The organism is Bacillus sp. DNRA2 (assembly GCF_012843265.1).
In the GTDB taxonomy this organism is placed as follows: domain Bacteria; phylum Bacillota; class Bacilli; order Bacillales; family Cytobacillaceae; genus Bacillus_BU.
Window position 1 is genome coordinate 17,435 of the sequence record NZ_JABAIT010000003.1, and the last position, 13,293, is coordinate 30,727.

The 13,293-nt window shown below is 38.8% G+C and carries 17 protein-coding genes; all 17 read left to right on the forward strand.

The features are described from left to right. Positions 1-11 precede the first annotated feature (11 nt). The 17 genes from murB to HHO41_RS03940 all read left to right on the forward strand — a co-directional run bounded on the left by murB (position 12) and on the right by HHO41_RS03940 (position 13,284). Positions 12-929, forward strand: coding sequence for a UDP-N-acetylmuramate dehydrogenase (murB, locus tag HHO41_RS03860; RefSeq protein WP_169095675.1), 918 nt, complete (start codon positions 12-14; stop codon positions 927-929). A 133-nt stretch (positions 930-1,062) separates the two neighbouring features. After that, entirely contained in the window at positions 1,063-1,854 is a 792-nt protein-coding gene (locus HHO41_RS03865) for a cell division protein FtsQ/DivIB (RefSeq protein WP_169095677.1), read from the forward strand. Continuing rightward, on the forward strand, positions 1,832-2,533 hold the full coding sequence (locus HHO41_RS03870) for a DUF881 domain-containing protein (RefSeq protein WP_169096061.1): 702 nt from the start codon (positions 1,832-1,834) through the stop codon (positions 2,531-2,533). Before HHO41_RS03865 ends, HHO41_RS03870 begins: the two co-directional genes overlap by 23 nt. Positions 2,534-2,552: 19 nt before the next feature. Further along, positions 2,553-3,278, forward strand: coding sequence for a DUF881 domain-containing protein (locus HHO41_RS03875; protein WP_169095679.1), 726 nt, complete (start codon positions 2,553-2,555; stop codon positions 3,276-3,278). 1 nt (position 3,279) lies between these two features. Continuing rightward, the gene (locus HHO41_RS03880; RefSeq protein WP_169095681.1) at positions 3,280-3,642 is read left to right on the forward strand and encodes a small basic family protein; all 363 of its coding nucleotides are present in this window, start codon (positions 3,280-3,282) and stop codon (positions 3,640-3,642) included. A gap of 111 nt (positions 3,643-3,753) precedes the next feature. After that, positions 3,754-5,034: a cell division protein FtsA gene (ftsA, locus tag HHO41_RS03885; RefSeq protein ID WP_169095683.1), complete on the forward strand. Its 1,281-nt coding sequence runs from the start codon at positions 3,754-3,756 to the stop codon at positions 5,032-5,034. 38 nt (positions 5,035-5,072) lie between these two features. Then, positions 5,073-6,212, forward strand: coding sequence for a cell division protein FtsZ (ftsZ, locus tag HHO41_RS03890; RefSeq protein ID WP_169095685.1), 1,140 nt, complete (start codon positions 5,073-5,075; stop codon positions 6,210-6,212). 250 nt (positions 6,213-6,462) lie between these two features. Further along, positions 6,463-7,398, forward strand: coding sequence for a sigma-E processing peptidase SpoIIGA (gene spoIIGA / locus HHO41_RS03895; protein ID WP_169095687.1), 936 nt, complete (start codon positions 6,463-6,465; stop codon positions 7,396-7,398). A gap of 47 nt (positions 7,399-7,445) precedes the next feature. After that, a complete protein-coding gene (sigE, locus tag HHO41_RS03900) occupies positions 7,446-8,165 on the forward strand; it encodes an RNA polymerase sporulation sigma factor SigE (RefSeq protein WP_169095689.1) in 720 nt (239 codons plus the stop codon). A gap of 185 nt (positions 8,166-8,350) precedes the next feature. Further along, positions 8,351-9,130, forward strand: coding sequence for an RNA polymerase sporulation sigma factor SigG (sigG, locus tag HHO41_RS03905; protein ID WP_147531959.1), 780 nt, complete (start codon positions 8,351-8,353; stop codon positions 9,128-9,130). A 91-nt stretch (positions 9,131-9,221) separates the two neighbouring features. Continuing rightward, a complete protein-coding gene (locus HHO41_RS03910) occupies positions 9,222-9,494 on the forward strand; it encodes a YlmC/YmxH family sporulation protein (protein ID WP_169095691.1) in 273 nt (90 codons plus the stop codon). Positions 9,495-9,563: 69 nt separating this feature from the next. Then, positions 9,564-10,385 (forward strand): peptidoglycan editing factor PgeF, encoded by an 822-nt coding sequence (pgeF, locus tag HHO41_RS03915; protein ID WP_169095693.1) that lies wholly within the window; start codon positions 9,564-9,566, stop codon positions 10,383-10,385. 8 nt (positions 10,386-10,393) lie between these two features. Further along, positions 10,394-11,083 carry a YggS family pyridoxal phosphate-dependent enzyme gene (locus HHO41_RS03920; protein ID WP_169095695.1) on the forward strand — a complete coding sequence of 230 codons (690 nt, stop codon included), beginning with the start codon at positions 10,394-10,396 and terminating at the stop codon, positions 11,081-11,083. A gap of 1 nt (position 11,084) precedes the next feature. After that, positions 11,085-11,528 (forward strand): cell division protein SepF, encoded by a 444-nt coding sequence (locus tag HHO41_RS03925; RefSeq protein WP_169095697.1) that lies wholly within the window; start codon positions 11,085-11,087, stop codon positions 11,526-11,528. A 7-nt stretch (positions 11,529-11,535) separates the two neighbouring features. Then, complete coding sequence (locus HHO41_RS03930) at positions 11,536-11,799, forward strand: YggT family protein (protein ID WP_169095699.1); 264 nt, start codon at positions 11,536-11,538, stop codon at positions 11,797-11,799. 114 nt (positions 11,800-11,913) lie between these two features. After that, entirely contained in the window at positions 11,914-12,687 is a 774-nt protein-coding gene (locus HHO41_RS03935; RefSeq protein ID WP_169095701.1) for a YlmH family RNA-binding protein, read from the forward strand. Positions 12,688-12,768: 81 nt separating this feature from the next. Then, positions 12,769-13,284, forward strand: a complete 516-nt coding sequence (locus tag HHO41_RS03940; protein ID WP_169095703.1) for a DivIVA domain-containing protein — start codon at positions 12,769-12,771, stop codon at positions 13,282-13,284. Positions 13,285-13,293 lie beyond the last annotated feature (9 nt).

Below are 13,293 nucleotides of genomic sequence, written 5' to 3' on the forward strand. Positions count from 1 at the left end.
GTTTTAAGATTATGAACGGTTTTTTAACCGAATTAACTGCTTTACAGATTGGTAAGGTTAAAGAAAATGAGCTTCTCAGTTCACACACAACGATGAAAATAGGTGGACCAGCCGAGATTTTCATCGAGCCTTCCTCAATCGAGAATTTACAAAAAACAGTTCAGTTGATTCGAAAATATAATATGTCATGGCGGGCCATCGGAAGAGGCTCAAATTTACTTGTATCAGATCAAGGAATTGAAGGGGTCGTGCTTAAACTTGGCTCTGGTCTTGATCAATTAGAAGTAAATGGAACGGAAGTGAAGGTTGGCGGTGGCTACTCCCTCGTCAGCTTTGCGACAATTATTTGTAAGCGAGGTTTATCTGGATTGGAATTCGCCGGTGGTATACCAGGTTCTGTTGGCGGAGCTGTGTATATGAATGCTGGTGCCCATGGTAATGATATTTCTAAAATATTAACAAAAGCCCATGTTCTTTTTCCAGACGGAACGATGGAGTGGCTTACAAATGAACAAATGGAATTTTCATACAGGACCTCAGTGCTTCAGAAGAAACGGCCGGGAATTGTTGTGGAAGCCGTATTTGAATTGATCCCGGGTGAAAAAGAGTTAATCATTGCCGAAATGCAGAAAAATAAGGATTATCGTAAAAAAACACAACCTTGGAATTACCCATGTGCTGGAAGTATTTTTCGCAATCCACTGCCAAACTATGCCGGTCAATTAATTGAAAAGGCTGGATTAAAGGGCTTTGCAATCGGTGGTGCTAAAATTTCCGATATGCATGGGAACTTTATCGTTAACAACGGCAATGCTACTGCGCAAGATGTCCTTGATTTAATTCAATATATTAAGGATAAAATATATGAGCTATATCATGTCAGAATGGAAACAGAAGTTGAAATTATCGGGAAAAACTTACAGAAATGATGCCGATTGAATCCCATATTATGTTATAATGCTTTAATAGGACAAAGAATGGTCTTAGTAAATAACGGCATGGTTTCGTGCCGTTGTTTTTCGCTTTTAAAGTATTATCAACTACCTTTAAGAGGTGAAATATGTGGATAAGGGGAAAATTGTCTCCCTTGAAGATCGAATTCCAAAGCTCAAGGAACAACGCAAACGTAAAGCCAATAAACGCTTAACCATTCTATTATTTTGCTTTTTCTTGCTCATGAGCTGCATCATCTATTTTCAATCTCCGTTAAGTCATGTAAGAAATATATATGTTAAAGGTAATGAAGTATATTCTTCAGAAGATATCGGGGAGCTTTCAGGGTTGACAAAAAAGACAAATATTTGGAAGGTCAATGAAAAACAAGTTGAAACCAATTTACGAAAACTTAAAGAAATAAAAGCTGTTTCAGTGAAAGTTCAACTACCTTCAACAGTCACGATTAAAATTGACGAGCATCAACAAATTGCTTATATCAATAAAGGTGATCGCTTTTCACCGGTACTTGAAAATGGCGAAATTCTTCCAGAAATGAATCGAGGCGCTTTTCCTGTTCAAGCTCCAATATTAGTTGGTTTTTCGAAGGGGAAAGTTTTAAAAAGAATGATTTCTGAGCTTCAAAACCTTCCAAAAGGCATTGTGAATTCAATTTCTGAGGTTCAATACTCACCGAAAGAAACTGATGAATATAGCATAAAACTCTTCATGAATGATGGGTTTGAGGTTCATGCAACCTTACGTAGCTTTTCTAAAAAAATGGAACATTATCCTTCAATTATTAGTCAATTAAATCCAGAAGAAAAGGGCATAATCGACCTGGAGGTAGGCTCCTACTTCAAAGCTTATAAACAGGAAGGAGCTGAAGAAGGTGAAAATGCTAGTGAAGGTGAAGGGTAAGCACGTCATCCTTTCATTAGTTTGCTTAGTTTTGGGGTTTATGATTGCCTTCTCTTATCAAAGGACAGAAGCTGAAAATAAACAGGCTAACATACCGGACAAGCAGTTGCAAAGAAATTTAGATTTACGGAATCAACTGATTGAACAAGAGGAATTGAACCGAAAATTGCAAAACGAACTTGCGAAAAAACAGCAGCAGGTTCTTGAAATAGAAAAGGAGCTTTCTTCTGAAGCACAGGTGTTTTTTAACCTTGCGGAAGACACCGAAAAATACCGGATGTTTCTAGGAAAAGTCAAGGTTAAGGGTAAGGGTGTTGAAGTAACGTTAGCTGATGGAGATTACAATCCGAAGGAAGAAAATGTAAATAACTATATCGTTCATGAACAACATGTCTTTAAAGTGATAAACGAACTGTTTATTTCCGGGGCCTCGGCCATCGCAATCAATGGCCAAAGACTCTCGTCTAATTCCTATATCATATGTAATGGTCCAGTCATTACCATTGATGGCACCCAGCAACCGGCTCCTTTCATTATTTCGGCAATCGGTGATCCAGATGTTATGAGTGCAGCAATAAATTTGACAGGTGGAGTTAAAGACCAACTAGTTAATGATAATATAGTCGTTAAAATCGAAAAGAAGGAAAATGTTGTATTAGAGCCAATTTTGGGAAACTAAAAACAGGTGAAGCCAGGATATGAAATATTTAAATTTTACTGCAATAGCTGTAATTATCGGTCTGATGCTAGCAATCCAATTTCAAACTGTCAAAAAACCTGTGGAAAGAGATACACGAGACACTTGGCAGCTTCAAGAGGATTTATTAAAAGAAAAAGAGGTTTACTCTAAGCTTCTTCAAGAAATTCGCTCCAACGAAGAAAAGCTAGCTAAGTATGAAACTGAACGGAGCAAAAGTAAGGAACAAGTTTTACGGGAAACCCTTGATGAACTAAAAACACAGGCGGGGTTAACGGAGGTTTCTGGAACAGGAATTATTCTGGTGATTGAGCCAGCCTATGAGGACGTTTTGTTTGCTGGAGATGTTCCAGCTATCTCTCCAGATTCACTTAAGCGTCTGGTGAACGAGCTAAACATGAACGGTGCCATGTATATATCAATTGACGGGAAACGGTTGATTAATACATCTGTTATTCGTGATATTAATGGCATTACAAAAATTGATGGCCATTCACTAAAGGATTTTCCAATCGAAATTAAGGTTATTGCCGAAAATGTCAAAAATGCTGAAAAGCTCTATAACCGGATGCAAGCTTCACAGGCTGCAGAGGAGTTATATAAATTTGACAGTTTACGCGTAAATGTATCCAAACCATCCGATGACCTCACGATTCCTGCGTTTGAAGATACAATCAGAATAAAGAATATGGAACCAGTGGAATCCGAAAAAGGAGGCAGTAAATAAGATGTGGCTTCCGATTCTGGGATTAATTGTCGGAGTTGTTCTTGGACTGCTTACCGATATTCGAATCCCTGATGAATACTCAAATTATTTGTCTATAGCTGTACTAGCTGCACTTGATACTTTGTTTGGTGGAATAAGGGCACATTTGCAAAATATTTACGATGAAAAGGTATTTGTGTCCGGATTTTTTTTCAATATACTTTTAGCTGCAAGTTTGGCTTTTCTGGGTGTACATCTTGGTGTAGACTTGTATTTAGCAGCAGTTTTTGCGTTTGGTGTGCGGCTCTTCCAAAATATCGCGGTAATTAGACGGATATTATTGACAAAATGGTCAACACCACGTGAAAAAATAGAAAAAAATTGAATTATAAAAAAGGGAATAATTATGTTGTGACGAATAATTCTATAATATATTCTGTTTCAACTAAAAATTTGTTGTTCAATAACAGAAATTGCGAAAAGGAGGTGCCAATGAATGAACAGCAATGAAATATATGTAAGTCTTGACATCGGTACATCCAGTGTAAAAGTAATCATTGGTGATATGGTCAATGACTCCTTAAATATTATTGGTGTTGGCAATGTGAAGTCTGAAGGCTTGCGCAAGGGCTCCATTGTGGATATAGATGATACCGTTCATTCAATTAAACGTGCGATTGAGCAAGCAGAGCGAATGATCGGCATGGAAATAAGACAAGTAATCGTAGGTGTTACCGGTAACCACGTTTCATTACAACCGTGTCACGGTGTTGTTGCAGTATCAAGTGAAAATCGAGAAATATCAGATGTTGATGTAGCACGAGTCATTGAAGCTGCTCAAGTCATTTCAATTCCGCCTGAAAGAGAAATCATTGATGTTATTCCTAAACAATTTATCGTTGACGGACTTGATGAAATTACCGACCCTCGTGGTATGATTGGTGTTCGTTTGGAAATGGAAGGAACGATCATTACCGGTTCAAAAACAATCCTACATAACACACTACGCTGTGTTGAACGTGCGGGTCTAGACATTCTCGATATTACCCTCCATCCTTTGGCTGCTGGTTCTTTTGCCTTATCAAAAGATGAAAAAAGTTTAGGCGTAGCACTAGTGGATATCGGCGGAGGTTCTACAACGATTGCTATTTTTGAAAATGGATATTTGCAAGCAACAAGTGTCATCCCAGTTGGAGGGGACCATATTACGAAGGATATCTCCGTAGGTCTACGAACAACCACTGAGGATGCTGAAAAAATAAAGATTAAATACGGACATGCCTTCTATGATCACGCTTCAGAAGAAGAAGTTTTCAGCGTTCCAACAATCGGTAGTGATCAGCAACAGCATTTCAATCAGGTTGAATTATCAGACGTTATCGAAGCGCGCTTGGAGGAAATATATGAGTTAGTCCAAGCAGAAATTAGACGATTAGGTTTTTCAGATCTACCTGGTGGAATAGTATTAACCGGTGGGGTCGCGAATATGCAAGGGGTTTTAGAGCTTGCTCAGGTTATTTTTCAAAATAGAGTGAGAATGGCAATTCCTGATTATATTGGTGTTCGTGAGCCACAATATACTACAGCTGTAGGTTTAATCCAGTTCGCCTATAAAAATGCTAGATTAAAAGGGAGAAAGCACGACCGAGATGGTCATGATATAATGGAAAAGCGTGTTCAAAAGCAGCCACAACCAAAAGCTAAGCCAGACAAGCAGCAACCAGAAGAAAAAATGTCAACTAGAATGAAAAAGTTCCTAGGGTACTTTTTTGAGTAAACGGCTATCAGGAATACGACGAATTAGGAGGATTTGTCATGTTGGAGTTTGATACAAATTTAGATCAACTAGCTACAATAAAAGTCATCGGCGTTGGTGGCGGCGGAAACAATGCGGTAAATCGTATGATTGAGCATGGTGTTCAAGGTGTTGACTTTATTGCAGTTAATACTGATGCTCAGGCGTTAAATTTATCAAAAGCAGAAATCAAAATGCAAATTGGTGGGAAATTAACTCGCGGACTTGGTGCCGGGGCAAATCCTGAGGTAGGTAAAAAAGCTGCCGAAGAAAGTCGCGAACAAATAGAAGAAGCTTTAAAAGGTGCCGACATGGTTTTCGTAACTGCTGGAATGGGTGGTGGCACTGGTACTGGAGCAGCTCCTGTAATCGCGCAAATAGCCCGAGAGTTAGGAGCTCTTACTGTTGGAGTCGTTACGCGCCCGTTTACTTTTGAAGGTAAAAAGCGTGCGTCACAAGCGGCTGGTGGTATTGCTTCAATGAAGGAAGCAGTCGATACCTTGATTGTTATTCCAAATGATCGTTTATTGGAAATTGTTGATAAGAGCACACCAATGCTTGAAGCATTCCGTGAGGCAGACAATGTACTTCGTCAAGGGGTACAAGGTATTTCCGATTTGATTGCCGTACCAGGGCTAATTAACCTCGATTTTGCTGACGTCAAAACCATCATGTCATCAAAAGGTTCTGCTTTAATGGGAATCGGTGTTGCTTCTGGTGAAAATCGTGCCACTGAAGCAGCGAAAAAAGCCATTTCATCTCCATTATTGGAAACTTCTATCGATGGCGCTCAAGGTGTCTTGATGAATATTACCGGTGGCACAAACTTAAGTCTTTACGAGGTTCAAGAAGCGGCAGATATCGTTGCAACAGCCTCTGACCAAGAAGTAAATATGATTTTCGGTTCCGTCATTAACGAGAACCTTAAGGACGAAATTGTCGTAACGGTTATTGCAACAGGTTTTAATGAAGAAGTGGTTCAACCAAAAATGACTCGCCCAGCATTTGGCGGTGTAAAATCTGGCTTGAATTCAATCAAACGAGAGCCAAAACGTGAAGAAGTGCAGCAGGAAGCACCACGAACTGTACAATCACAACAACCAACTGAAGATACATTAGATATCCCAACATTCTTAAGAAACCGCAATCGCAGACGATAAGAATATATTTAAAAACAAGACCCATTGATTGGGTCTTGTTTTTTTGCGCCTTCCGCCCCTAAGCGAGCCGCTTACGCTTTTCTACAAAACTTCCCCTTTTTTGTGTACAGGAAGTGACATACTTCTGTTACCTTGATACGTTATACTTTTTCGTAACAGCCTACTAGAATCGCTTGAGAAGTTTGTTTCATGATTAAAACTAAAAGCTGTTCCCACCTTATTAAAACGGTCCAAGGAAGGGGGGAATAAGGTGACCGTTTACCTTGATGTAATCTGGGCTTTAAACGTGTTATTTGATAGCCTCCTCTTGTTTTTAACAGCGATCATATTAAAACGACAGGTATCAAAGTGGCGTATCTTTTGTGGTGGGTTACTTGGTTCAATTATCGTGCTATTAGCGGTAACCCCGGTTCACCATTTGTCAGGACATCCGCTCTCAAAGCTGCTTTTTTCTATTTTTATGGTGCTTATAGCCTTTGGTTATAAACGCTTCCGTTATTTTATTTCAGGGCTCATGACTTTTTACTTCACAACCTTTCTCGTGGGTGGTGCTCTGATAGGGACACATTATTTTGTTCATTTTGATTTTGAGTTATCCTCATCCGTTATGTTAGCAAGTGTAAAGGGCTTTGGTGATCCGATTAGTTGGATGTTTGTTCTCCTAGGTTTTCCGATTGCTTGGCATTTTTCAAAATCAAATATCGACAGAGTTGAAACTGTTAAAATTCAGGCGAATCATCTTGTAAAGGTGCGAGTTGAATTTGAAGAGATTATCTTGGAGTTAACTGGCTTAGTAGATAGCGGAAATCAGTTATATGACCCGATTTCCAAAGCTCCAGTTATGTTTGTTTCGATCAAAAAATATATGGAGGAAATTCCCGAATCTATTGTACGAATTGTCGACAATCCGGACTCAGTTATGTTCGGTGACGAACATATTCCAACCAACTTAGAAGGAAAAATGAGAATTATTCCTTGCAAGGTGGTCGGGACAGAACACCAGCTCATGATTGCCTTTAAGGCGGACCAAATTGTGATTGAGCAGGATGATCATTGTTTTATAAGGAAAAATGATTTAATTTCTTTTACGATGCAAGAGCTATCAAGTGAAGATTCTTTTCAATGTATCGTTCATCCCAAAATGTTGTCAGGGCCTAAAGAGCGCACCACGACTAAAGTTAGTTAATAATACTATACTCAGTAAAATGAATATTTAGAAGGTGAGGATAAATTATGAAAAGAATCAAACTACGCCTTTACTACTATTGGTATAAATTATTATTGAAACTTGGACTCAAAAGCGATGAGGTATATTATATTGGCGGAAGTGAAGCACTCCCACCTCCATTAACGAAAGAAGAAGAGGAAGTATTACTCAAGAAGCTTCCAAACGGTGATAAAACAGCAAGGTCGATGCTGATTGAGCGGAATTTACGCCTTGTCGTTTATATCGCCAGGAAGTTTGAAAATACCGGAATCAATATTGAAGACTTAATCAGTATCGGTACAATCGGTTTAATTAAGGCAGTTAATACCTTTAATCCGGAAAAGAAAATCAAACTGGCTACATATGCCTCCCGGTGCATTGAGAATGAAATATTAATGTATCTAAGACGAAATAATAAAATCCGCTCTGAAGTTTCATTTGATGAGCCACTCAATATAGATTGGGACGGGAATGAGCTCTTACTGTCGGATGTTCTCGGGACAGAGGATGATATTATCACTAAGGATTTAGAAGCGAATGTTGATCGAAAATTGCTACTGAAGGCGCTTCATCAACTATCAGATCGCGAAAAACAAATTATGGAGCTGCGCTTTGGCTTAGGTAGCGGTGAGGAAAAAACACAGAAGGATGTCGCGGATATGCTGGGGATTTCACAGTCATATATATCTAGATTAGAAAAGCGCATTATTAAACGACTTCGTAAAGAATTCAATAAAATGGTTTAAATAAAAATAGCCAGGTTCTTGATTGAATTTCTATATTAAAAAAATATTTTTTCGGGCCAATCATTCCTAATTTTTCAAGGATTTTCCGTTTTTTTCGAGATTTGCGTCTAAATGGCTTGTGCATATTTTTCCTTCTTGCGGAGATACTGTTTTTTGTACAGCAACTCCTGTGAGGAGGGAATGGATTGACTCGAAACAAAGTTGAAATTTGCGGGGTTGACACATCAAAGCTTCCAGTTTTAAAAAATGAGGAAATGAGAGAACTCTTCAAGCAAATGCATAAGGGCGATATTACAGCTCGTGAAAAACTCGTGAATGGCAATTTAAGATTAGTACTAAGTGTTATTCAACGTTTTAACAATCGAGGCGAGTTTGTTGATGACTTGTTTCAAGTCGGATGTATTGGTCTTATGAAATCAATCGATAATTTTGATTTAAGTCAAAACGTGAAGTTTTCTACCTACGCTGTTCCGATGATTATTGGCGAAATACGCAGGTACTTAAGGGATAATAATCCGATCCGGGTGTCTCGCTCGCTTCGGGATATTGCCTATAAGGCCCTGCAAGTCAGGGAGAGACTGATGAGTGAAACCTCCCGTGAGCCAACAGCTGAGGAAATTGCCAAGGTGTTAGAAGTACCACATGAAGAAATTGTTTTTGCTTTAGATGCAATTCAAGACCCTGTCTCATTATTTGAGCCAATCTATAATGATGGCGGCGATCCGATTTATGTGATGGATCAACTAAGCGATGAGAAAAATAAAGACACTCAATGGATAGAAGAGATTGCCTTAAAGGAAGGCATGAGACGCTTGAATGAACGAGAGAAATTAATTTTGCGAAAACGGTTTTTTCAAGGAAAAACGCAAATGGAAGTTGCCGAGGAAATTGGAATCTCCCAAGCGCAAGTATCTCGTTTAGAAAAAGCGGCAATTAAACAAATGAATAAAAACATCCAACATTAAAGCTGCCAATATCGGCAGCTTTTCGTATTTTTATTTATTTTTGCTGATTCGAAGACATATAATCTAAAAGAAGCACTGTGAGGTGAACAGAATGGTCAAAATATCAGATTTTCAAATTAAAGATGTTGTGAATGTGTTTGATGGGAAAAGGCTTGGCAATATCGGCGACATTGATATTAATCTGAACACTGGAAAAATAGATGCCGTTGTGATTGGTGGAACAGGCAAAGTGCTCGGTATATTCGGTAAGGATGATCAAATTGTGATCCCTTGGAAGAATATCATTAAAATTGGTGAAGATGTTATTTTAGTTCGTTATCAAGATGCTCGTAGCAGTCAATATCTTGAAACAGAGCTAAAGTAAACGCTTTTTTGCTGGGAGCAATTACGTCAATGTGGTACACTAAAGTAAAATGTTATGAGGGGTTAATTCATGGAACCTTTTATTTTAAAAGGAACATCTTTTTTTGAAATAGAAGAATGGACAAAAGCACATCCGGATTTAGTCGCGGGTTTTACAACGAAGCATGGGGGAGTTAGTACAGCCCCGTTTGCTTCGTTGAATTTTGGTTTTCATGTTGGCGACAACCCCGAGAAAGTATGTGAAAATCGGTCAAGTTTGGCTGCGCAAATTAATTTTCCACTGCAGCAGTGGGTTTGTGCAGAACAGACCCATGAAACAAATATCCGCAAGGTGACAAAGGCTGACTGTGGCAAAGGGGCACTTGCCTATGATGATGCTTTTAAAAAAACAGATGGCTTTTATACAACGGAATCGGGTATCTTATTAACACTTGCCTATGCAGATTGTGTTCCGCTATATTTTTTTGCCCCGAAACAGCGAGTGATTGGAGTGGCTCACGCTGGTTGGAAAGGAACAGTAGCTGGCATTGCAATAGATATGATCTCAATGCTCCAAACCAATGAATGGATCAATCCAGATGAGGTTGAGGTTGTAATTGGGCCTTCGATTTGTGGGAATTGTTATATCGTTGATGAGCCTGTCATTGCCCATTTGCAAAATAAGCTAGAAGCTGTCGAAGAAAAGCCGTATAATTTAATAGGAGACAATCAATATCAACTAAACTTGCGTGAAGTGAACCAATTATTATTAATAAGTGCTGGTGTACACGCAGATAAGATAAAACAGACTAAATTTTGTACAAGTTGTCATTGGGATGCCTTTTTCTCGCATCGCAAGGATGGCGGGAAAACAGGAAGAATGATAAGTTTTATTGGCTGGAAGGAGGACTAGCGTTTGAGATGAACGTTTCAGCAAATTTACATGAAATCCAGCAAAAGATAACCTCAGCGTGTGAAAAATCAGGCCGAAAGCCATCTGATATTAAAATTATTGCCGTAACTAAATATGTTAGTATAAAGCGAGCTCAAGAGGCATTGGAAGCTGGTGTGACACATTTAGGGGAAAATCGGGATGAAGGCTTGCTTCATAAGTGGGCTGTCCTCGAGGACAAGCCTATCTGGCATTTTATCGGTACCTTGCAAACGCGAAAAGTAAAAAACGTGATTGATAAGGTCGACTATATTCATTCTCTTGATCGGCTGTCACTAGCTGCCGAAATAGACAAACGAGCGACCAAGCCAATCAATTGTTTTGTGCAGGTTAACACCTCCGGGGAACAATCAAAGCACGGACTTACTCCAAATGAGGCGATTGAGTTTGTTAAGTCACTAAAGGAATATCCTCGTGTTGTTGTAGCTGGTCTAATGACGATGGCACCGAATACTGATGATGAAATCATATTACGCAACTGTTTTCGGAATTTACGAAAGCTAAAAGAAGCGATTATCGAATTGAACCTCGATAACGCTCCGTGCCAGGAGCTTTCGATGGGGATGTCAAATGATTATGAAATTGCTGTTGAAGAAGGTGCGACTATCGTTCGAATCGGCACTGCATTAGTGGGAAATGAAACCGAGGAGGTGAACTAAGATGAGCATTAAGTCAAAACTTAAAACATTCTTTTTCTTAGATGATGAGGATTATGATTACGAAGAGGTTGAGCAAACTGAAATTCAGGAGCCAAGACGCGAAATAAAGCACCAGTCCCAATCCGTTTCCAAGCAAAATGTTGTCAGTCTGCAAAGTGTTCAGAAATCTTCTAAGCTTATCTTGTGTGAACCTCGTGTTTACGCAGAAGCACAGGAAATTGCCGATCATTTAAAAAATCGTCGCTCTGTTGTTGTTAATCTTCAACGAAGTGATTCCAATCATGCTAGACAAATTGTTGATTTTTTAAGCGGCACTGTTTATGCAATTGGCGGCGAGATTTCAAAAATTGGTGCTGAAATTTTTCTGTGTACTCCGGATAATGTAGAGGTTTCTGGAAATATTACCGAATTTCTTCAAGATAATGACTTTCACAATATGAGGTGATGAATGAATGGGTTTTGTTGTTGATGTACTTGGACAAATTATTCAGATATATTCATGGGCGCTAATTATTTATATTTTAATGTCATGGTTCCCAAATGCGCGCGATACTGGGATTGGAAGGTTTTTAACAAATATTTGTGAACCGTATCTAGAACCATTCCGCCGGATTATACCGCCGCTTGGGATGATCGATATTTCACCAATCGTAGCAATTCTAGTGCTTCGCTTTGCAACAAGCGGATTATATCAACTATTTGCTTGGCTAGCCTAATGAAAAAGGCTCTCCACTTTTGAGTAGAGCCTTTTTTCTCGTTTTTGAGGCGGAAAAATGAAATAGTTGATTGGAACGGAGATCAACTTATATGTAAGAAAAAAGGGTGCTTTCATGAATATTTATCAGCATTTTCGACCGGAAGAACGGGAATTCATTGATCAAGTTGTCGATTGGAAGGACTATGTTGAGACTACCTATGCCCCGAAGCTAACTGACTTTTTAGATCCGCGAGAACAACAAATTATCAAAACGATTATTGGTGAACATGGTGATGTTACAGTATCATTCTTTGGAGGAGCAGAAAATAATGAACGAAAGCGTGGTATTCTTGCGCCTGATTACTTTCATGCTGCTCATGATGATTTCAAAGTGGTGCTATATGAGATTGACTATCCTGTAAAATTTGTCACGATTGAACATCGCCAGGTACTAGGGTCGTTAATGTCGTTAGGTTTAAAACGGGGCAAGTATGGCGATATTTTGTTTCATGGAGATACTGTTCAATTTTTTGTAACAAAAGAAATAAGCGATTTTATCGAAATGGAATTAAAATCGATTGGTAGAGCTCAAATCCGTTTGCAGGAATTGCCTTTAGATCAAGCAATCACTGTTGCTGATTCTTGGCAGGATCATTCTGTTACAAGTTCGTCCATGCGCCTAGATACAATCATTTCGTCAATCTATCCAATTTCTCGGCAAAAAGCACAATTGTTAATTGGTCAAGGCTTAGTCAAAGTAAACTGGACCGTGATAGAATCTGTTTCGTTTGAATGTGGCGAAGGAGATACTTTGTCGGTGCGAGGCTACGGACGGGTTAAGATAGCTGCGATAGAGGGTAAGACAAAAAAGGACAAATGGCGAATTTTAGCGAAACTACAAAAATAAATTTAGATGTTTAAGAAGGATTATAAAGGGTACTGTCGAATATTTGAATATACATACGAGTCTTGATTTGGAGGTGGCGTTATGCCGTTAACACCGTTAGATATACACAATAAAGAATTCAGCAAGGGATTTCGAGGCTATGATGAAGATGAAGTAAACGAATTCCTTGACCAAGTCATCAAAGATTATGAATTATTAATCCGCGAAAAGAAGGAATTAGAAGAAAGATTAAAAGACCAAACTGAAAGGCTAGGTCATTTTTCAAGTATCGAAGAGACCTTAAATAAATCGATTGTGATTGCGCAGGAAGCTGGCGAAGAAGTGAGACGTAATGCTCAAAAAGAAGCTAAGCTAATTATTAAAGAGGCTGAAAAAAATGCCGATCGCATCGTTAACGAGTCATTAACAAAGGCAAGAAAAATTGCCTTGGAAATAGAGGATTTGAAAAAACAATCTAAAGTTTTCCGCACTCGTTTTAAAATGCTGATTGAAGCTCAGTTGGATTTATTAAACAATGATGATTGGGATCATTTATTACAATATGAATTAGACGCAGCAGAATTGAAGGCTGCTTCTGAAGAAGATTCTTTGGCTTAAGATAAAGCT